Raw genomic sequence first — 18,531 nt, forward strand, 5'->3', positions numbered from 1 at the left:
CCGGTCACGCCTCGGCGTCGTCGGTGAGCTTCTCGCCCCGGCGGCGGAGCATGCCCAGCCCGGGGATGCCGGCGACGGCGAGCTTCAGGTCGCGGGTGACGTCGAGCAGGTCGTGCAGGTCCGGGCCGACCCGGTCCAGGGTGGCCAGGATCGGCAGGATGTCCGCGGTCAGATGCTGCTTGAGCTTCGGCAGCTCGTCGACGAGCCGGATCGCGGCGTTCACCTCCTCGTGGCTGAGCTGCTCGACGAAGCGGTTCGCCATCGGGGCGCCCCGGCGCAGCGCCGGCTCGTACGCCGTCAGCAGCTCGGCGGCGGTGGCCGCAGCCTCCGCCGCGGTGCCCACGGTGCCGGCGGCCCGTACGGCCACCGCGTCGGCCCCGGCGACCACCGCGCCGGCCGTGCGGGACACCTTCTCCGCCTCGCCGACCACGACGGCCGCGGCGGCGGCCACCTCGGTGGCGGTCTCGATCGCGGTGGTCGCGGCGGCGCTGATGACGGCCACCTCCCTTACCGCGCCCTCGGCGTCGGTGAGCACCCGGTCGGTGCGGTCGAGGGTCTGCTCGATCCGGTCCACCACGCCGTCGATGCGGTCCACCACGCCGTCGACCCGCTTCAGCAGGGCCTCCACCGAGTCCAGCACGGCGAACGCGCGGGCCGGCACGGCGGCGAACGAGGCCGCCGAGCCGAGGGCCTGGTCGAGGGCGGAACGGGTCAGACCGACGACCGCGGCGGGCCGGGGGAGGGGAATCACCATGGCACCAAGTGTGCGTCGCCCACGCCCGCGCCGCCGGACAGGGCGGTGGGAGCGGGGTCAGGAGTCGGTGTACTGCTCGACCGCGCGCTGCACCGCCCGGTAGATCTGCCCGAACCGCAGGGCGTCCGGGGTGCGCAGCAGCAGCACCTCCCGGCCGTGGTGCTGGACCCAGAGCTCGTGCACCTTGCTGCCCCGCTCGTAGGAGCGGTCGAGCCAGCCGAGCGGGATCTCCAGGAAGGGGGCCAGGGCCAGCGCGCCGACCACGCACGCGGCGAGGATGATCAGCGCCAGCTGCCACTCGCCCCGGTCCTGCGCCGACCAGGCCAGCGAGAGCACGCAGACCACCGCGACCAGGGGAGGCAGCGAGAGGAGCAGGACCAGGACGCCGCGCCCCAGCACCCGCCCCCGTACCGCCAGCGTCTTCGGCCCCTGCGCGTGCCAGACGTACGTCACGTCGGCGATCGCCACGGCGTGGCCCCCGGCCCGGATCGACTCCGACGTCACCTGCACCGCGTCGTCCCGGTAATAGATGGTCATCACTAAGCCTAACCACTGCCGCACGGGTCGCGCCGCTCGCGCCGCCCGCTCTGGGGGTGTCGCCAGGTGAGGCGCTGCCGAAGCGGCGTTGGAACGCCACCGCTGCGGCGTCGCTTCGGCGTTGCAACGCACCACAAGGGTGTCGGAGCGACCTCGGAGTTGACGCCGAAGCCCGGCCGGCGGCTGTCGAGCTGCCCCGTTCATGGGACCGCTCAGCGGCGTGCGAGCCGAAGGGCCGACCGGCGTGCCTGCCCCGTCGGGCGGGGCAGCTCGACAGCGTGGGCGGCCGGCCACCGTGCCTGGCGAGGGGCCCCGAGGCCCACGTCGCCAGCCCGTCGTCCAGGACGGCCCGGGCGGTCCGGGCGGTCCGGGGCGGCACCGGGCGGCACCGGGCGGTGCCGGGCCGTTCGGGGCGGTACCGTGACCGGTCATGACGGAGCAGGAGCGCAACGTCGAGGTGGTTCGCCGCTACCTGCGGACCTTCGTCAGCAAGGACCTGGCGGAGCTGCGCGAGGTGGTCGACGAGGACGTGCTGATCTACGGTTCCGGCACGCCGGTCCGGGGGCGGCACTTCGTCGAGGGGGCCGTCATCTCGCCGGGGCTGACGGTGCTCGACCAGGAGCTCGTCGAGATCTTCGCGGCCGGCGACCGCGTGGTGGTGTCGCTGGCGCAGACCTACCGCCGGGACGCGACCGGCGCGACGGCGGTGCAGAGCGCCTGCAAGATGTACCGGCTGGCCGGTGGCCGGATCGTGCAGTTCTGGGGCGAGCAGGACCTGTTCGGGCTGCTGCGCGGCCTGGGCATGCTGCCGGACGAGCCGATCCGGTTCTAGCGGCGGCGGGGCGACGCGGGCTGGCCCGCCTCGACGGCCCGCTGCACCGCCCGGTAGATCTGGCCGAAGCGCAGCGCGTCGCCGGTGCACAGCAGGCGCACCGGCTGGCCGCGCCAGCGGGCCCAGATCTCCAACTGCCGGCTGCCCCGGGCGTACGAGCGGTCGAGGTGCTCGAAGAGGAAGTCGGCGACCGGGCCGACCGCGAGCCCGATCAGCACCGAGGCGCCGACGATGGCGATGGTGACGGTGAGGGAGCGGTCCAGCCAGAGCGCCAGCGCGATGCCGAGGGCGGCGGCGACCAGGGGGCCGGCGAGCGCCGCGCCGATCGCGCCGCGCCCGACGAGCACCCGCCAGGACCGGCTGCCGCGTTGGTGCCAGACCATGCTGATGTCGGCCAGCCGGAAGGTCCGGCCGTCCACCCGGACGGCGGTCGAGGTGACCTGCACGGACCTGTCGTCGTAGTACGTGATCATGGCGGTACTCCCGGTGGCGGGCCTGAGACCACACTACTTACCCCAACGATCCGGGCCGTAAGGTTGGCACGCGACTTCGACGAGGAAGTGAGGGCCAGCGTGGGCGAGTTCGTGCGGTTGGAGACCAGGGACGGCATCGGCACCATCCGGCTGGAGCGGCCGCCGATGAACGCCCTGAACACCCAGGTACAGGAGGAGCTGCGCGCCGCCGCGGCGGCGGCCACCACCGACCCGGGCGTCCGCGCCGTCATCGTGTACGGCGGGGAGAAGGTCTTCGCGGCCGGCGCGGACATCAAGGAGATGGCCGACATGTCCTACGTGGACATGGCGGACCGGGCGGCCGACCTGTCCAGCGCGCTCGGCGCGATCTCCCGGATCCCCAAGCCGGTCGTCGCCGCGATCACCGGCTACGCCCTCGGCGGCGGCTGCGAGCTGGCGCTGGCGTGCGACTGGCGGGTGGTGGCCGAGGACGCCAAGCTCGGGCAGCCGGAGATCAAGCTCGGCATCATCCCCGGCGCGGGCGGCACCCAGCGGCTGGCCCGTCTGGTCGGCCCGGCCCGTGCCAAGGACCTGATCATGTCCGGCCGGATGGTGGACGCCCAGGAGGCCCTGCGGATCGGCCTGGCCGACCGGGTCGCCCCGGCGGCCGAGGTCTACGACACCGCGGTCGAGCTGGTCCGCCCGTACCTCACCGGTCCGGTGCAGGCCCTGCGCGCCGCCAAGCTCGCCGTCGACGCCGGTCTGGACATGGACCTGAACTCCGGCCTGGCCTGGGAGAGCCAGCTCTTCGCGGCGCTGTTCGCCACCGACGACCGGCGCGAGGGCATGGCGGCGTTCGTGGCGAAGCGCAAGCCGGACTTCACCGGTCGTTGACCGGACCGGGCCGGCGGGGTGGCCCGCCGGCCCGGGCATCGAGTCGAGAGAACTGTTCACATTCCGCCTACCGGTGAGTAGCGTGTGACTCCGGCCATGCGGACGAAGAGGAGAGTGGCGATGACGGAGCGGATCGAAGGTCACGGCGGGGAGCTCGCACTCGCGGCGCTGCGTGCGTACGGGGTGCGGGAGATGTTCACCCTCTCCGGCGGGCACGTCTTTCCGCTCTACGACGCCGCGCACAAGACCGGCTTCCCCCTCTACGACGTGCGGCACGAGCAGTCGGCGGTCTTCGCCGCCGAGGCGGTGGCGAAGCTCCAGCGCCGACCCGGCCTCGCCGTGCTCACCGCCGGCCCCGGCGTCACCAACGGCATCTCCGGGCTGACGAGCGCGTACTTCAACGCCTCCCCGGTGCTGGTGCTGGGCGGCCGGGCCCCGCAGTTCCGCTGGGGCTCGGGCAGCCTCCAGGAGATGGACCACCTGCCGCTGGTCGCCCCCGTCACCAAGCACGCCGAGACGGTGTTCAGCCCCGACGACATCCCGCGCGCGGTGACCGCGGCGCTGACCACGGCGCTCACCCCGCACCGGGGCCCGGTCTTCCTCGACTTCCCCCTGGAGGCGGTCTTCTCGGTCTCCGACGTCGAGCTGCCCGCGCTGCCGGGTATCGCGCCGGTCGAGCCCGACCCCGACGAGGTGGCGAAGGCGGCCGGCCTGGTCGCCGCCGCGAGCCGCCCGGTGATCATCGCCGGCTCCGACGTCTACGCCGGGGACGCGGTCGACGCCCTGCGGGCCGCCGCCGAGTCGCTCCAGGTGCCGGTCTTCACCAACGGGATGGGCCGGGGCGCGCTGCCGCCGGAGCACCCGCTCGCCTTCGCCAAGGCCCGACGCGTGGCGCTGCGGGGCGCCGACGTGGTCGTGGTGATCGGCACCCCGCTCGACTTCCGGCTCAGCTTCGGCGACTTCGGCGACGCCAAGGTGGTGCACATCGTCGACGCGCCCAGCCAGCGGGCCGCGCACGTGCAGCCGGCCGCCGCCCCCGCCGGCGACCTCCGGCTGATCCTCACCGCCCTGGCCGACCACCCGGGCGACCGGGCCGACCACGCCGACTGGATCGCCGAGCTGCGTACCGCCGAGGACGCCGCGAAGGCCCGCGACGCCGAGGAGATGTCCGCCGAGACGGACCCGATCCGGCCCGCCCGGGTCTACGGCGAGCTGCGCAAGGTCCTCGCCCGCGACGCCATCACCATCGGCGACGGCGGCGACTTCGTCTCGTACGCCGGCCGCTACCTGGAGCCCGCGCAGCCCGGCACCTGGCTCGACCCCGGCCCGTACGGCTGCCTGGGCACCGGCATGGGCTACGCGATGGGCGCCCGCGTCAGCCACCCCGACCGGCAGATCTGCGTCCTCATGGGCGACGGCGCGGCCGGCTTCTCGCTGATGGACGTGGAGTCCCTCGCCCGGCAGAAGCTGCCGGTGGTGATCGTGGTCGGCAACAACGGCATCTGGGGCCTGGAGAAGCACCCCATGCGCGCCATGTACGGCTACGACGTCGCCGCCGACCTCCAGCCCGAGCTGCGCTACGACCACGTCGTGAGCGCCCTCGGCGGGGCCGGCGAGACGGTGGCGAAGGCGGGCGACCTCGGCCCGGCGCTGCGGCGGGCGTTCGACGCCGGCGTGCCGTACCTGGTCAACGTGCTCACCGACCCGGCCGACGCATACCCCCGCTCGTCGAACCTGGCCTGAGCGGGGCCCGCTGCCGTCGCCGGACGGCCGGCGACGGCGGCGGGCTCAGGACGCGGGCGTGGACCCCTCGGGCCGGTCCTCCTCGCGCGGCGGCTCGCCGTCGCGCCGGCGCATCTCGTCCTCGCGGCGGCGCAGGTCCTCCTCCCAGCGGCGGAACAGCTCGCCGTCCTCGCGCCGGGAACGCTCGCCGAGCGAGCGGAGGAACTCGGGGTCGTCGTCGGGGGCGACCGGGCGGGGCCGCTCCCGGGGCGGCAGGAGCCGGCCCTTCGGCGTCCCGCCGGCGGGCCGCCCGGGGACGCGCTCGCGCCCGGCGGCGAACCAGGCGAGGGAGCCGAGCAGCGGGAAGAACAGGATGATCAGCACCCAGGCGATCCGGGGCAGGGCTTTGATCTCGCCCTCCTCGGCGGAGAGGCAGCTGATCAGCGCGCAGACGGCGAGGACGATCTGCACGACGAAGAGGAGGACGTAGAGCCGGGCCATGCGTCAATCATGGCGCACCGGGCCCCGTCAACCCAGGCCGCTCGCCGCCAGGAGGGTGCCGAGCAGCGCGAAGCCGGCCGTGGCGAGGGCGACCAGGGGCAGCGACCGCCCGTAGCCGGGGAGTGGACCGGTGCCGGTGGCCCGCCGCCAGCAGATCGCCAGCGCCGCGCCCCAGCCCAGCACGGCGACCCCGGCGACCAGCGCGCCGAGCGTTCCGTCGGCGGTCGGGCCGGTGAGCGCGAGCCGCACGGTCAGCACCATGATCACGGTGAGCGCCAGCGCCGTACGCCGCCAGGCCAGCCGGGTCCGCTCGGGTTGCAGCCCGGGGTCACGCGCCGGCCGGTCCCGTCGTGGCGGCTCCGTCTGGTGGCTCACGGGCCGCCGACCGCCCGGGCCAGCACGGCCGCGACCAGCAGCAGCGCGCCGAGGCCGACGGCGAGGGCGAGCACCGCCGGGAAGCGCGAGGCGGGCAGCTCCTCGCCGAGCCGGATGGCCCGCTCCGTACGCGCCCAGTGGTCGACCGCCCGCACGGCGACCGTGCCGCCCAGCAGCAGCAGCGCGATGGCGACCACCTCCCGCAGGTGCGCCTGCGGCAGGAACTGCGCGGCGGCCAGCCCGCCCGCGACCAGTGCCAGCCCGGTACGCAGCCAGGCCAGGAAGGTCCGCTCGTTGGCCAGCGAGAACCGGTAGTCGGGGGTGCTGCCCACCGCCCGCAGCTCGCGCGGGTCGAACCACCGCCTGATTGCCTGCCACACGTGGTCATTATCCGTTTTCGGTCGGCCGTAGCCTCGAGTGATGACCGATCTTGACGCCCGCACGTTGCGAGACGCCTACGACGCCCAGATCCGCCCGGAGATTCCGGACCCGCTGCCGGCCGGGGTCACCGTGGAACGGGACGGCCCGCTGGTCCGCATCCTCGGCCTCGACCATCGCGGCTTCCTCACGTACCGCACGCTGGACGGGCTCGCCGGGGCCGAACTGGACGCGTTGATCGCCCGGCAGGTGGAGTTCTTCCGCCAGCGCGGCGAGGCGGTGGAGTGGAAGCTCAACGGCCACGACCAGCCGGCCGACCTGCCCGATCGGCTGCGCGCCGCCGGGTTCGTCGCGGAGGCGGAGGAGACCGTCGTGGTCGGTCCGGTCGCGGCACTGGCCGCCGCCGTGCCCGTGCTGCCCGAGGGGGTACGCCTGCGCGAGGTCAGCGCCCGGGAGGACCTGGCGCGCATCGCCGCGATGGAGGAGGCGGTCTGGCACGACGACCGCAGCCACCTGGTGACCGGCCTGGCGAGGGAGATCGAGGCCGACCCGCAGTCCATCACCGTCGTCGTCGCCGAGGCGGACGACACCGTGGTCAGTGCCGGCTGGGTCCGCTACCAGGCGAACACCGGCTTCGCGACCCTCTGGGGCGGCTCGACCCTGCCGCAGTGGCGGCGGCGGGGCGTCTACCGGGCGCTGGTCGCGTACCGGGCGCGCCTGGCCGAGCAGCGCGGCAGGACGCTGCTCCAGGTGGACTGCTCGCCGGAGAGCCGGCCGATCCTCCAGCGGCTCGGTCTCGTCCCGGTCACGACCGCCACCCCGTACGTCTACACTCCGTGATCATGGAGCAGCGGTTGACGGCCGAGGAGCGGCTGACCCTCAAGACGGGCGCGTTCGGGGCGGTGTTCCTGGTGGCCAACGCGGACCCGGGGATGCTCGCCCTGTTCCGGGAGAGCTTCGCCGCTTCCGGTGCGATGGCCGACAGCAGCGGGGTGGTCAAGGAAGCGCTGACCAGCGGTCCGCTGCCGAAGCTGCCCCGGGACTCGGCGCTGGAGATCGAGGCGGTGGTGCTGCCGGCGCTGGGCAGTTCCGTGCGGATCCTGCGGGAGAAGGCGCCCGGGGACGTGGCGGGCTACCGCGAGGTCGTGCTGTCCGCTGCCGAGCGGGTGGCCGTCGCGCACCGGGGGGTGGCCCCGGCCGAGGCGGCGGTCATCGAGCGGATCCGGGACGCGCTCGATCAGCCGGCGTGAGCCGGGTCGGCGACCAGAGGGCCCGGACGGTGGCCCGGACGCAGCGGTCGCGGAGCCGGCCGCAGGCGCAGCGGTACGCCTCGGGCCGCGTCCGGCGGCAGCGGTGCCGCGGAACGTCGGGCTGGCCTTCGCTGGCGGTTTCTGACATATCGTGACACCTCCCGATTCGTCAGATTACCCGCCCGCAGGGTCGTTCGTGAGCTGTGTCACCCTGAGGTCGCCGGAGCCGGATGCTACTGGCAGGTAACATTGCGCCGTGGGCAACTGCACAGCACCGCGCGGTTGACCGGCGTCAACGGACGCGCGAGGCTGCGCCCCAGACCGGGCGAGCGATCGCAACACCAACAGGAGGGTCGTCGAAGCGCGATGAACATTGTCGTACTCGTCAAGCAGGTGCCCGATTCGGGCGCGGACCGCAGCCTGCGTGCTGACGACAACACCGTCGACCGCGGTTCGGCGAACAACGTCATCAACGAGATGGACGAGTACGCCATCGAGGAGGCGTTGAAGATCAAGGAGGCGCACGGGGGCGAGGTGACGGTCCTGACGATGGGTCCGGACCGGGCGACCGAGTCGATCCGTAAGGCGTTGTCCATGGGTCCGGACAAGGCGGTGCACGTGGTGGACGACGCCCTGCACGGCTCCTGCGCCGTCGCCACCTCGAAGGTGCTCGCCGCCGCGCTCGGTCAGTTGAACGCCGACCTGGTGCTCTGTGGCAGCGAGTCGACCGACGGCCGGGTGCAGGTGTTGCCGCACATGCTCGCCGAGCGGCTGGGCATCGCGGCGCTGACCGGCGCCCGCAAGCTCACCGTCGACGGCTCGACCCTGACTGTGGAGCGGCAGACGGAGGAGGGCTACGAGGTGGTCACCGCCACCGCGCCCGCCGTGGTCTCCGTGTGGGACACGATCAACGAGCCGCGCTACCCGTCCTTCAAGGGCATCATGGCCGCCAAGAAGAAGCCGGTGCAGACGCTGTCGCTGGGTGACCTGGGTGTCGCTGCGGGCGAGGTGGGCTTCGAGGGCGCGACCAGCGCCGTGCTGGAGCACAGCAAGCGTCCGCCGCGTTCCGGCGGGGCGAAGGTCACCGACGAGGGCGACGGCGGCGTGAAGCTGGTCGAGTTCCTCGCCACCGAGAAGTTCGTGTGAGGGGTTGGGTCATGTCTGAGGTTCTGGTCGTCGTCGAAGCCACTCGGGAGTTCGGCGTCAAGAAGGTCACCCTGGAGATGCTCACCCTCGCCCGCGAGCTGGGCACCGCGAGCGCGGTCGTGCTCGGCGGTCCCGGTGCCGCCGAGGCGTTGAGCGCGAAGCTGGGTGAGTACGGCGCGGAGAAGATCTACGCGGCGGAGAGCGAGGAGATCGACGGCTATCTGGTGGCGCCGAAGGCGACCGTGGTGGCCGAGTTGGTGTCGCGGGTCCAGCCGGCGGCGGTGTTGTTGGCGTCGTCGCAGGAGGGCAAGGAGATCGCCGCCCGGCTGGCGGTGAAGTTGGACAACGGCATCCTGACCGACGTGGTCGCCCTGGCCGCTGACGGTACGGCCACGCAGGTGGCGTTCGCGGGTTCCACGATCGTGAAGTCGAAGGTGACTCGTGGTCTGCCGTTGGTGACGGTCCGGCCGAACTCGGTGAACCCGGTTCCGGCGGCGGCGAGCCCGGCGGTCGAGCAGCTCACCGTGGCGGTGGCGGACACCGACAAGCTGGCCAGGGTCGTCGACCGGGTCGCCGAGCAGAAGGGCTCCCGCCCGGAGCTCACCGAGGCCGGCGTGGTCGTCTCCGGCGGTCGCGGTGTCGGCAACGCCGACAACTTCAAGCTGGTCGAGGAGTTGGCCGACCTGCTCGGCGGCGCCGTCGGCGCGTCCCGCGCGGCCGTCGACTCCGGCTACTACCCGCACCAGTTCCAGGTGGGCCAGACCGGCAAGACGGTCTCCCCGCAGCTCTACGTCGCCCTGGGCATCTCCGGCGCGATCCAGCACCGGGCGGGCATGCAGACCTCGAAGACGATCGTCGCGGTCAACAAGGACGGCGAGGCGCCGATCTTCGAGCTGGCCGACTTCGGTGTGGTGGGCGACCTGTTCAAGATCGTCCCGCAGGCCGCCGACGAGATCCGCAAGCGCAAGTGAGCTGACTCCGTCCGAGTGAGGGCCGGGAACCGTGGCGACGGTTTCCGGCCCCCGCCGTTTCTCCGGCCGCCCGGAACGACTCACGGCAGGCTGGCCCCGGACGCGACTGGCGGCCAGAGGGTGGGCACCGAGCCATCGGAGGCTGAGCCAGCGGGACCCGCCGGCCCGGGGCCGGCGATGGGAGCTGATCGGCGGGCCGGGGAGCTGAGCCGGCCCGCCGATCAGCCCGTCAGGGTGCCCCTCACCAGGCTCTTGCCGGAGTGGGCGGTGTTGTTGTCGTACGTCTCGGCGGAGACGTCGACAACCGAGTATGCCTCAAGGTCCACGTTCGGCGGCAACGGCAGCAACTCGTCCGTCGCGTCGCCGAGCACGCCGACCGAGAACATCTCCATGTTCCGCGGGTTGATGAGCCACACCTCGTAGTACCCCGGGACGTCCGGGAGATTCGCCAGGTGCAGGTGCAGCCGGCCGTTGTCGAACACCCGGGCCTCGCCGTTGGCCTCCGGCGGCGTCTCCCCGTACGCCTTCAGCGGCGCGCTGGCCAGCACCACCCGCCGCGGGGCGGGCTCCGGCGCCGGCGCGGTCGCGTCGAGCACGGCGACGGTGCCGACGACCCCGATCGCGGCGGCGGCCACCGCCGTCGCGGCGGTCACGGCCCAGCGCGACAAGCGCCCACGCCTCGGCGCCAGGAGCACCCCGCCCGACCGGCCGGACGGCCGGTCGCCCGAGGGGCGCTCGTCGGGCGACCGCTCGGCGCGCGGCCCGGGCAGCGCCGGGAGGGTCTGCGCCGTGCGGATCTCCGTGACGATGCCCTGCCAGACGTGCTCCGGCGGATCGGGCAGGTCGTGCAGGCCCTGGGCGCCGGCGCCGAGGCCGGCCACGTGCTGGAGGGTCTCCATCTCCGCCCGGCAGTGCGCGCAGGTGTCGAGGTGGGTGTTCTCTCCGGCGTCCGCCTCGGTCTCACCGAGCGCCAGGAAGACCAGCCGGTCGTGGTCCAGGTGCGGCACCGTCCACCTCCCATCTGCGTTTCAAGCTCGCCATGCCGCGCCGGATGTGACTCTTGACCGTGCCGAGCGGCACTCCGGTCACCGTCGCGATCTGCTGGTGGGTCAGGTCGTCGAAGAACGCCAACTCCAGCATCCGCCGCTGGTCGTCGGGGAGTCGGGCCAGCTCGTCGGCGACCACCAGCCGGTCGACCACCGTGTCCGGATCCGGGCCGGCCGGTGCCGACTCCGGCAACTGCCGGACCGTCTCGACCACCCGGGTCTCCCGCGCGGAGGCCCGCAGCCGGTCGACCACCTTGCGGCGGCCGATGCCGAGCAGCCAGCCGACCAGCGAGCCCTTGGCCGGGTCGAAGGTGTCCCGCCCCAGCCAGGCGGCGACGAAGGTGGTCTGGGTCACGTCCTCCGCGTCGCTGCGGTTGGCCAACGTGCTGGTGGCCAGGTGCAGGACCGCCCGGCCGTACCGGTCGTACGCCTCCCGCAGTGCCCGTTCGTCGCCCGCACGGAAGCGGGCGGCGAGGTCGTCCTCGGGTGGGTACGGCTCCTGCCGTGCCGCTGTCACAGGGCGGCTCGCCTTCCAGGGGGCATGCCCGACTGTAACTCCCACAGCCATCGCCCCCACCTCCGGTCGGTCTGGTCTCAGCAGCTCTTCGCTCCGCGGGCGGCGCACGGATGCGGCTGCGACGGACCAAAAGAAGTTGCCTCCGGTCGCATCCGGCGGCGGTGGACCGGGCGTAACTCGTTTTGCACACCAGGCCTGACGAACCAGCACCAATCACCAGGAGGCAGACATGCAGCTCTCGTACTTCCGTCGGGTCGCCGCGGGCGGCGCGGTCGCCGCGCTGACGTTCGCCGGAGCCGGCGCCCTCACCGCCACCCCCGCGTACGCCGCCACGTCCAAGGTCTCCGTCGTGCACGGCATCCCGGACACCCCGGTCGACGTGTACGTCAACGGCGAGAAGACGCTGGACAACTTCAAGCCCGGCGACGTGGCCGGCCCGCTGAACCTCGAGGAGGGCGCGTACGACATCGCACTCACCAAGCCCGGCGAGCCGATCGCCCAGGCCATCCTCAGCGTCGACGACGCCGCGGTGCCGGGCGGAGCGAACATCAGCCTCGCCGCCCACCTCGACGCCGCCGGCAAGCCGAAGATCACGCCGTTCGTCAACGACACCGGCAAGGTCGCCGCCGGCAAGGCCCGGCTGATCGTCCGGCACACCGCCGCCGCCCCGGCGGTGGACGTGCGCGCCGGCGGCACCCCGGTCTTCGAGGACCTCACCAACCCGAACGAGGCCAAGGGCGACGTCGACGCGGGCGCCGTCAAGGCGGACGTGGTGCTCGCCGGCACCGACACCGTGGCGATCGGGCCGGCGGACCTCGACCTCAAGGAGGGCACCGCGACGATCGTGTACGCCATCGGCTCGGCCGAGGCGAAGAACCTCGACGTCGTGGCGCAGACCATCACCGGCCTGCACTCGGCCCCGGCCGGGGTGCCCAGCGGCGACGGCGGCCGGGCCGGCACCGGCGTGGACACCTGGTGGTACGTGCTGACCGGCGCCGGCGCGCTCCTGCTGATCGGCGGCGGCGCGCGGGTCGCCACCGCCCGGACCGGTCGCCGGTGACGGTGCGCCACCGCGGGGCGCTGGCGGCCGTGGCCGCCGGCGTCGCCGCGCTCACCGTCGCGACCGTGGTCGCCTGCGGCTCCCGGCCGGCCGGGAACGTCGGCGCCGACGAGGCGGCGGCCCTGGCCAGCCCCACGCCGGCCCCGTCGGTCACCACCGGCGACGCCGCCTCGGTCCCGGTCGCCCCGGGAAACCTGCCGGCCGGCACGAAGGTCGTCCCGCCGGTACGGCTGGAGATCCCCACGATCGACGTCACCGCCACGGTGAACGCGGTCGGCATCAACGAGCGCACCAATGAGTTCGAGGTGCCGCCCAGCGTCGACCAGATCGGCTGGTACCGGTACGGGCCGGGCCTGGAGACCGACGCCGGCTCGGTGGTCGTCGCCGGCCACGTGGACAGCGCCACGCAGGGCAAGGGCGCCTTCTACCGCCTGCGCGAACTCGACGAGGGCGACACCCTCACCGCGACCGGCAGTGACGGCGAGGCCCGGCGGTACCGGGTCGTCGCCCGGGAGGAGTACGACAAGACCAGGATCCCGCTGGACCGGTACTTCGCCCGCGACGGCAAGCCGCGGCTGACCCTGATCACCTGCGGTGGACCGTTCGACGCGAAGGCCCGCAAGTACCGCGACAACATCGTCGTCACGGCGGTACCCGCCTGATCGGCCGCACGGCGGTGGTGCCCCCGACACGGCGGTGCCCCGCACCTGGCGGGCCCGGCACCGGGCGGGGAGGAGCGCCCTCCCCGCCCGGTGCCGGCGTCCGTGGCCGTCGCACGGGGCCCTCCGGCATCCCGGCCGCCACCGTCCGGTCGTAGGCTGAACGGCGATGGCTTACCTGGATCACGCGGCGACCACTCCGATGCTCGACGAGGCACTGGAGGCGTACGTCGCCACCGCCCGCGAGGTCGGCAACGCGTCCTCACTGCACGCGGCGGGCCGCCGTGCCCGGCGACGGGTCGAGGAGTCGCGGGAGCGGGTGGCCGCCGCGCTCGGCGCCCGGCCCTCCGAGGTCGTCTTCACCGGCGGCGGGACCGAGAGCGACAACCTCGCGGTGAAGGGCATCTTCTGGGCTCGCCGGTCCGTCGACCCCCGGCGGGACCGGGTGGTCTCCAGCGCCGTCGAGCACCACGCCGTGCTCGACGTGGTGGACTGGCTCGTCGACCACGAGGGGGCCGGCGTGGGCTGGCTCTCCGTCGACGCCGCCGGCCGGCTCAGCCCCGACGAGCTGCGCGCCGAGCTGGCCGCCCACGGCGACCGGGTCGCGGTGGTGACCGCGATGTGGGCCAACAACGAGGTCGGCACCGTGCAGCCGGTCGCCGAGCTGGCCGCGGTCGCCGCCGAGCACGGGGTGCCGTTCCACACCGACGCGATCCAGGCGGTCGGGCAGGTGCCTGTCGACTTCTCCGCCGCCGGGGTCGCCGCGCTTACCGTCACCGGGCACAAGCTCGGCGGTCCCGCCGGGGTCGGCGCCCTGCTGCTCGCCCGCGACGTGTCGGCCACCCCGCTGCTGCACGGCGGCGGCCAGGAGCGCGACGTGCGCTCCGGCACCCTCGACACCGCAGGCATCGTGGCCTTCGCGGTCGCGGTGGAGGCGGCGGTCAAGGGCCAGCAGGAGTACGCGACCCGCGTCGCCGCGCTCCGCGACGACCTGGTGGAGCGGGTCCGGCACGCGGTGCCCGAGGTCGTCTTCAACGGCGACCCGACCGACCGGCTGCCGGGCAACGCGCACTTCTCCTTCCCGGGCTGCGAGGGCGACGCCCTGCTGCTCCTGCTCGACGCGCAGGGCATCGCCTGTTCGACCGGCTCCGCCTGCTCCGCCGGGGTGGCCCAGCCCTCACACGTGTTGCTCGCCATGGGCGCCGACGACGACCGCGCCCGCTCCTCGCTGCGCTTCACCCTCGGCCACACCAGCACTCCCGCCGACGTCGACGCCCTGATCGCCGCCCTCCCGGCCGCCGTCGAGCGCGCCCGCCGCGCCGCCGCCCTCCGCACCCCCCGCTGACCCCCCACCCCCCACCCACCTCCCTCCCACCTCCCTCCCACCCCCGCCCCGTGCCCGCCCACCCGTGGGCCGATCATGCAGTTGTGGCGCCCGAATCATGACCTTTAGCGGCATTCGCCCACCACCACAACTCCATGATCGACGAGGCGGGTGGGCGGACGGGAGGACGGGGCGGGGGCGGAGAGCGGGGTGGGAGAGAGGTGGGTGGACGGGGTGGGTGGGCGGGGGTGGGGCGGGGATAGGGTCGGTGGGGTGAAGGGAGTGAGCCGGTGAGGGTGTTGGCGGCGATGTCGGGCGGGGTCGACTCGGCGGTCGCGGCGGCGCGGGCCGTCGAAGCGGGACACGACGTGACCGGCGTGCACCTGGCGCTGGCCCGCAACCCGCAGACCTATCGCACGGGCGCGCGCGGCTGCTGCACGCTGGAGGACTCCCGGGACGCCCGGCGGGCCGCCGACGTCATCGGCATCCCGTTCTACGTCTGGGACATGGCCGACCGCTTCCACGCCGACGTGGTGGACGACTTCGTCGCGGAGTACGCGGCCGGTCGTACGCCCAATCCGTGCCTGCGCTGCAACGAGAAGATCAAGTTTGCCGCGGTGCTGGACCGGGCCGTGGCCCTGGGCTTCGACGCCGTGGTCACCGGCCACCATGCCCGGCTCGGCGCGGACGGCCTGCTGCGCCGCAGCGTCGACCTGCCCAAGGACCAGTCGTACGTGCTGGCGGTGCTCACCCGCGAGCAGTTGGATCGGTCGATCTTCCCGCTCGGCGACTCGACGAAGGCGCAGGTCCGCGAGGAGGCCGCGCGGCGCGGGCTGGCGGTGGCCGACAAGCCGGACTCGCACGACATCTGCTTCATCGCCGACGGGGACACCCGCGGCTTCCTCGCCGAGCGGCTCGGCGAGGCGCCCGGCGAGGTGGTGGACGCCGCCACCGGCGCGGTGGTCGGCAGCCACACCGGCGCGTACGCGTACACGGTCGGGCAGCGGCGTGGCCTGCACCTGGACCGCCCGGCGCCGGACGGCCGGCCCCGCTACGTGCTCTCCATCACGCCGAAGACCAACACCGTGACCGTGGGCCCGGCCGAGGCGCTGGAGGTCTCCCGGGTGCGCGCCGAGCGTCCGGTGTGGACGGGCGGCCCGCGCCCCGACGCGCCGCTGGAGTGCGAGGTGCAGCTGCGGGCGCACGGGGACGTGGTGCCGGCGACGGTCGAGCTGACCGCCGACGGGCTGCGCGCCGAGCTGCGCCGCCCCGTCCGTGGGGTGGCCGCCGGCCAGGCCGTCGTGGCGTACCGGCCGGACCCGGCCGGCGACGTCGTGCTCGGCTCCGCCACCATCGCCGGCTGACCCGGGACCGGGAGCGTGCGTCCGGCGCGCGCGTCGACAGGTCGCCCCCGTCCGGTCCCGGGCGGCCGGGCGGCGGGCGTCCGCGTACCGGATAGTCTTCGGCAGTGACAGATCAGGTGTGGCCCTGGCCGGCCGGCGCGGCGACCGGCATCGGTTCGCTTCCCGGCACCGACATCGCCGAGGCGCAGCGGATCGTCCTCGGTGAGCTTCCCGCCCTGCCCCACCTGCCGGAGCTGCCGGGCCGGGGCCCCGGCGCCGACCTCGTCGGCCGGACCGGCGGCCTGCTGGTCGAGTTGCCGGTGGAGCTGTACGCCGCCCGCTGGCGTATCGCGCCGCGCCCGGGACGGGACGTGCGCCGCGCCCGCGACCTGATGGAACGCGACCTCGACCAGCTCGCCGAGCAGGCCGAGGAGTACGCGGGGCCGGTCAAGATCCAGGTCGGCGGCCCGTTGACCCTGGCCGCGGCCCTGGAACTGCCGATCGGCGGCCGGATGCTGCGCGACCCCGGGGCGGTCCGGGACCTCACCAACTCGCTCGCCGAAGGGCTGCGCGGGCACGTGGCGGCGGTCGCCCGCCGGCTGCCGCGCGCCACCGTGCTGCTCCAGCTCGACGAGCCGTCGCTGCCGACGGTGCTCGCCGGGCGGGTGCCCACCGAGAGCGGGCTCGGCGCGTACCGGGCCGTGGATCCGAGCGTCGCCGCGTCGCTGCTGCGCACGGTCGTCGAGGCGGCCGGGGTGCCGACCGTGGTGCACTGCTGCGCGCCGGACGTGCCGCTGGAGCTGATCCGCTCGACCGGCGCCGTCGGCGTCGCCCTCGACCTCGGCCTGGTCACCGACCTGGACCCGCTGGGCGAGGCGATCGACGCGGGGCTCGGGCTGCTGGCCGGCGCCGTGCCCACCGGGCCGTCGTCCGCCGGTCGCGCGCCGACCTCGGCGCAGGTCGCCGATCGCGTACGCCAGCTCTGGGACCGCCTCGGGTTCCCCCGCCGGCAGCTCGCCGAGCAGGTCGTGGTGACCCCGGCCTGCGGCCTCGCCAACGCCACCGGGCAGTACGCGCGCGCGGTGCTCGCCGCCTGCCGGGACGCGGGTCGGCGGCTCGCCGAGGAGTGACGTTTGCCGTCGTACGGGCGGGGCAGGAAGGCCGACATGATCGGACAACTGCGCACCGTGGTCATCGACTGCCCCGACCCCCGGGCCCTGGCCGGTTTCTACTCGGAGCTGCTGGGCCTGCCCCTCGACGGCGACGCCAGCGACGACGGCTGGGTCGTGATCGCCGGATCGGGGCACCGGCTCGCCTTCCAGAAGGCGCCCGACCTGCGCCCGCCGACGTGGCCCGATCCGGAGCGCCCGCAGCAGTTCCACCTGGACGTGCAGGTGGCGGACGTGGAGGCGGCCGAGAAGCGGGTGCTGGCGCTCGGCGCGCGGCGGCTGCCCGGCGAGGGCGACGACTTCCGGGTCTACGCGGACCCGGCCGGTCACCCCTTCTGCCTGGTCTTCTCCGACTGACCCGGACCGTCACGCTCCGGGCGGTCCCGCACGCCCTCGCGGCCGGGTGGCGGGTGCCGGCGACGGCGTCGAGTGGTGCGGGTTGCGGACGGGCGGCATGATCGCGGGAATGATCGACACCTCGCTCCGGCGGGCCGCCGGCTCCCTCTTCGGCCTCGCCTACGGTGACGCGCTGGGCAAGCCGACCGAGTTCCTCACGGTCGCCGAGATCGTTCGCCGCTACGGGCCGGCCGGCCCGCGCGACCTCGCCGGCGATCCGGCGCTGGTGACCGACGACACGCAGATGGCGCTGGCGGTCGGCTGGGCGCTGCACGACGCGCCGGCGCCGACCCCGGAGGCGGTCGAGCCGCTGCTGCGGAGGCGTTTCCTCGACTGGGCGGCCAGCCCGGAGAACAACCGGGCGCCGGGCATGACCTGCCTGCGGGCCTGCGCCGAACTGGAGCGCGGGGTGCGCTGGCAGGAGGCGACGGTGGCCGGCTCGAAGGGCTGCGGGGCCAACATGCGGGTCACCCCGGTCGGCCTGGTCGACGTCGACCTCGACACCCTCGCCGGGCTGGCCCAGCTCCAGGCGGGGCTGACCCACGGCCACCCGACCGGCCTCGCGGCCAGCGAGCTGACCGCGTACGCGGTGCGGCTGCTGCGCGACGGCGCGGCGCTGGCGGAACTGCCCCGGCTGCTCGTCGACCGGGCCCGCGACCAGCGGCGGGTCTACCGCGCCGACTGGCTGGGCGACCTGTGGCAGCGCCCCGGCGTGGACGCGCCGGAGGACTTCATCGCCCGGGGCTGGGACGAGTGCCTCGCGGTCCTCGGCCGCCTCGACGCCGCGCTCGCCGGCCCGGACGACGGCGGGGACCCGTGCCGGCACACCGGCGAGGGCTGGATCGCCGAGGAGGCGCTGGCCACGGCCCTGCTCTGCGCGATCCGGCACGCCGACGACCCGGTGGCGGCGCTGGCCCGGGGCGCCACCACCGCTGGCGACTCCGACTCGATCGCCGCGCTGGCCGGCGCCTTCGTCGGCACCGCGCTGGGCATGGCGGCCTGGCCCGCCCCGTGGGCCGCCCGCATCGAGTACGCCGACCAGCTCACCACCCTGGCCCGGGCCTGGGACTGACCCGCGACGCTTCCCGGGCGGGCGGCATCGGCGGTGCGGCCGGCCCGGGACGGCGGGCCGCCACCGTCGCCGGCGGCCACGCTCCAACCGGGTCAGGCACTTGGCACGGGTCGCTCCGGCGCGATCAGGTGCA

22 protein-coding genes are annotated in these 18,531 nt (G+C 74.5%); 14 read left to right on the forward strand and 8 right to left on the reverse strand.

Going from position 1 to position 18,531, the window contains the following annotated elements; translation table 11 throughout:
* Positions 1-4 precede the first annotated feature (4 nt).
* Together AC0OO9_RS21285 and AC0OO9_RS21290 are read right to left on the reverse strand one after the other, a co-directional pair.
* Entirely contained in the window at positions 5-754 is a 750-nt protein-coding gene (locus AC0OO9_RS21285; protein WP_484511857.1) for a hypothetical protein, read from the reverse strand.
* A gap of 57 nt (positions 755-811) precedes the next feature.
* Positions 812-1,291 carry a DUF6232 family protein gene (locus AC0OO9_RS21290; RefSeq protein WP_132240829.1) on the reverse strand — a complete coding sequence of 160 codons (480 nt, stop codon included), beginning with the start codon at positions 1,289-1,291 and terminating at the stop codon, positions 812-814.
* A 430-nt stretch (positions 1,292-1,721) separates the two neighbouring features.
* Here AC0OO9_RS21290 and AC0OO9_RS21295 point away from each other — a divergent pair, with 430 nt between their 5' ends.
* Positions 1,722-2,123, forward strand: a complete 402-nt coding sequence (locus AC0OO9_RS21295) for a nuclear transport factor 2 family protein (protein ID WP_484511859.1) — start codon at positions 1,722-1,724, stop codon at positions 2,121-2,123.
* On the opposite strand, the gene AC0OO9_RS21300 is transcribed toward AC0OO9_RS21295, so the two are convergent.
* On the reverse strand, positions 2,120-2,596 hold the full coding sequence (locus tag AC0OO9_RS21300; RefSeq protein ID WP_484511861.1) for a DUF6232 family protein: 477 nt from the start codon (positions 2,594-2,596) through the stop codon (positions 2,120-2,122). The genes AC0OO9_RS21295 and AC0OO9_RS21300 overlap by 4 nt on opposite strands.
* Positions 2,597-2,695: 99 nt before the next feature.
* On the opposite strand from AC0OO9_RS21300, the gene AC0OO9_RS21305 reads away from it, so the two are divergent.
* Together AC0OO9_RS21305 and AC0OO9_RS21310 are read left to right on the forward strand one after the other, a co-directional pair.
* Positions 2,696-3,469 (forward strand): enoyl-CoA hydratase-related protein, encoded by a 774-nt coding sequence (locus AC0OO9_RS21305; RefSeq protein WP_311414554.1) that lies wholly within the window; start codon positions 2,696-2,698, stop codon positions 3,467-3,469.
* 120 nt (positions 3,470-3,589) lie between these two features.
* On the forward strand, positions 3,590-5,212 hold the full coding sequence (locus AC0OO9_RS21310; protein WP_484511863.1) for an acetolactate synthase: 1,623 nt from the start codon (positions 3,590-3,592) through the stop codon (positions 5,210-5,212).
* Between the two features lie 45 nt (positions 5,213-5,257).
* On the opposite strand, the gene AC0OO9_RS21315 is transcribed toward AC0OO9_RS21310, so the two are convergent.
* The 3 genes from AC0OO9_RS21315 to AC0OO9_RS21325 are packed head-to-tail and all read right to left on the reverse strand — an operon-like array spanning position 5,258 to position 6,447.
* Positions 5,258-5,692 carry a PLD nuclease N-terminal domain-containing protein gene (locus AC0OO9_RS21315; RefSeq protein ID WP_421457682.1) on the reverse strand — a complete coding sequence of 145 codons (435 nt, stop codon included), beginning with the start codon at positions 5,690-5,692 and terminating at the stop codon, positions 5,258-5,260.
* A 27-nt stretch (positions 5,693-5,719) separates the two neighbouring features.
* Positions 5,720-6,067: a DUF202 domain-containing protein gene (locus AC0OO9_RS21320; RefSeq protein ID WP_484511865.1), complete on the reverse strand. Its 348-nt coding sequence runs from the start codon at positions 6,065-6,067 to the stop codon at positions 5,720-5,722.
* Positions 6,064-6,447, reverse strand: coding sequence for a DUF202 domain-containing protein (locus AC0OO9_RS21325; RefSeq protein WP_132240822.1), 384 nt, complete (start codon positions 6,445-6,447; stop codon positions 6,064-6,066). Before AC0OO9_RS21325 ends, AC0OO9_RS21320 begins: the two co-directional genes overlap by 4 nt.
* 40 nt (positions 6,448-6,487) lie before the next feature.
* On the opposite strand from AC0OO9_RS21325, the gene AC0OO9_RS21330 reads away from it, so the two are divergent.
* The 4 genes from AC0OO9_RS21330 to AC0OO9_RS21345 all read left to right on the forward strand — a co-directional run bounded on the left by AC0OO9_RS21330 (position 6,488) and on the right by AC0OO9_RS21345 (position 9,812).
* On the forward strand, positions 6,488-7,285 hold the full coding sequence (locus AC0OO9_RS21330; protein ID WP_484511867.1) for a GNAT family N-acetyltransferase: 798 nt from the start codon (positions 6,488-6,490) through the stop codon (positions 7,283-7,285).
* A 2-nt stretch (positions 7,286-7,287) separates the two neighbouring features.
* Complete coding sequence (locus AC0OO9_RS21335; protein WP_484511869.1) at positions 7,288-7,695, forward strand: hypothetical protein; 408 nt, start codon at positions 7,288-7,290, stop codon at positions 7,693-7,695.
* Between the two features lie 366 nt (positions 7,696-8,061).
* Positions 8,062-8,841: an electron transfer flavoprotein subunit beta/FixA family protein gene (locus tag AC0OO9_RS21340; protein WP_484511871.1), complete on the forward strand. Its 780-nt coding sequence runs from the start codon at positions 8,062-8,064 to the stop codon at positions 8,839-8,841.
* Positions 8,842-8,852: 11 nt separating this feature from the next.
* A complete protein-coding gene (locus AC0OO9_RS21345) occupies positions 8,853-9,812 on the forward strand; it encodes an electron transfer flavoprotein subunit alpha/FixB family protein (protein WP_484511873.1) in 960 nt (319 codons plus the stop codon).
* Positions 9,813-10,033: 221 nt separating this feature from the next.
* Here the strand turns inward: AC0OO9_RS21345 and AC0OO9_RS21350 are convergent, their stop codons facing one another.
* Positions 10,034-10,819, reverse strand: a complete 786-nt coding sequence (locus AC0OO9_RS21350; protein ID WP_484511875.1) for an anti-sigma factor — start codon at positions 10,817-10,819, stop codon at positions 10,034-10,036.
* Entirely contained in the window at positions 10,773-11,375 is a 603-nt protein-coding gene (locus AC0OO9_RS21355) for an RNA polymerase sigma factor (protein WP_484511876.1), read from the reverse strand. The genes AC0OO9_RS21350 and AC0OO9_RS21355 overlap by 47 nt, the downstream gene beginning before the upstream one ends.
* 229 nt (positions 11,376-11,604) lie before the next feature.
* Between AC0OO9_RS21355 and AC0OO9_RS21360 the strand changes: the two genes are divergently transcribed.
* From AC0OO9_RS21360 to AC0OO9_RS21390, 7 genes are all read left to right on the forward strand, one after another.
* Positions 11,605-12,435, forward strand: coding sequence for a DUF4397 domain-containing protein (locus tag AC0OO9_RS21360; RefSeq protein ID WP_484511878.1), 831 nt, complete (start codon positions 11,605-11,607; stop codon positions 12,433-12,435).
* Complete coding sequence (locus tag AC0OO9_RS21365) at positions 12,432-13,097, forward strand: class F sortase (protein WP_484511880.1); 666 nt, start codon at positions 12,432-12,434, stop codon at positions 13,095-13,097. Before AC0OO9_RS21360 ends, AC0OO9_RS21365 begins: the two co-directional genes overlap by 4 nt.
* Positions 13,098-13,263: 166 nt before the next feature.
* A complete protein-coding gene (locus AC0OO9_RS21370; RefSeq protein ID WP_484511882.1) occupies positions 13,264-14,439 on the forward strand; it encodes a cysteine desulfurase family protein in 1,176 nt (391 codons plus the stop codon).
* 269 nt (positions 14,440-14,708) lie between these two features.
* Positions 14,709-15,782, forward strand: a complete 1,074-nt coding sequence (mnmA, locus tag AC0OO9_RS21375) for a tRNA 2-thiouridine(34) synthase MnmA (protein WP_484511884.1) — start codon at positions 14,709-14,711, stop codon at positions 15,780-15,782.
* A gap of 104 nt (positions 15,783-15,886) precedes the next feature.
* Positions 15,887-16,891, forward strand: a complete 1,005-nt coding sequence (locus tag AC0OO9_RS21380) for a methionine synthase (protein ID WP_484511886.1) — start codon at positions 15,887-15,889, stop codon at positions 16,889-16,891.
* Positions 16,892-16,927: 36 nt separating this feature from the next.
* The gene (locus AC0OO9_RS21385; protein WP_484511888.1) at positions 16,928-17,287 is read left to right on the forward strand and encodes a VOC family protein; all 360 of its coding nucleotides are present in this window, start codon (positions 16,928-16,930) and stop codon (positions 17,285-17,287) included.
* 109 nt (positions 17,288-17,396) lie between these two features.
* Positions 17,397-18,398 (forward strand): ADP-ribosylglycohydrolase family protein, encoded by a 1,002-nt coding sequence (locus tag AC0OO9_RS21390; protein WP_484511890.1) that lies wholly within the window; start codon positions 17,397-17,399, stop codon positions 18,396-18,398.
* The last annotated feature ends 133 nt before the right edge of the window (positions 18,399-18,531 follow it).

Source organism: Micromonospora sp. USAFONa4 (assembly GCF_057197825.1).

Coding starts and splice junctions, on each gene's coding strand:
- AC0OO9_RS21285 (WP_484511857.1), bottom strand. CDS start 754: ATGGTGATTCCCCTCCCCCGGCCCGCCGCGGTCGTCGGTCTGACCCGT.
- AC0OO9_RS21290 (WP_132240829.1), bottom strand. CDS start 1,291: ATGACCATCTATTACCGGGACGACGCGGTGCAGGTGACGTCGGAGTCG.
- AC0OO9_RS21295 (WP_484511859.1), top strand. CDS start 1,722: ATGACGGAGCAGGAGCGCAACGTCGAGGTGGTTCGCCGCTACCTGCGG.
- AC0OO9_RS21300 (WP_484511861.1), bottom strand. CDS start 2,596: ATGATCACGTACTACGACGACAGGTCCGTGCAGGTCACCTCGACCGCC.
- AC0OO9_RS21310 (WP_484511863.1), top strand. CDS start 3,590: ATGACGGAGCGGATCGAAGGTCACGGCGGGGAGCTCGCACTCGCGGCG.
- AC0OO9_RS21315 (WP_421457682.1), bottom strand. CDS start 5,692: ATGGCCCGGCTCTACGTCCTCCTCTTCGTCGTGCAGATCGTCCTCGCC.
- AC0OO9_RS21330 (WP_484511867.1), top strand. CDS start 6,488: ATGACCGATCTTGACGCCCGCACGTTGCGAGACGCCTACGACGCCCAG.
- AC0OO9_RS21335 (WP_484511869.1), top strand. CDS start 7,288: ATGGAGCAGCGGTTGACGGCCGAGGAGCGGCTGACCCTCAAGACGGGC.
- AC0OO9_RS21340 (WP_484511871.1), top strand. CDS start 8,062: ATGAACATTGTCGTACTCGTCAAGCAGGTGCCCGATTCGGGCGCGGAC.
- AC0OO9_RS21345 (WP_484511873.1), top strand. CDS start 8,853: ATGTCTGAGGTTCTGGTCGTCGTCGAAGCCACTCGGGAGTTCGGCGTC.
- AC0OO9_RS21360 (WP_484511878.1), top strand. CDS start 11,605: ATGCAGCTCTCGTACTTCCGTCGGGTCGCCGCGGGCGGCGCGGTCGCC.
- AC0OO9_RS21370 (WP_484511882.1), top strand. CDS start 13,264: ATGGCTTACCTGGATCACGCGGCGACCACTCCGATGCTCGACGAGGCA.
- AC0OO9_RS21385 (WP_484511888.1), top strand. CDS start 16,928: ATGATCGGACAACTGCGCACCGTGGTCATCGACTGCCCCGACCCCCGG.
- AC0OO9_RS21390 (WP_484511890.1), top strand. CDS start 17,397: ATGATCGACACCTCGCTCCGGCGGGCCGCCGGCTCCCTCTTCGGCCTC.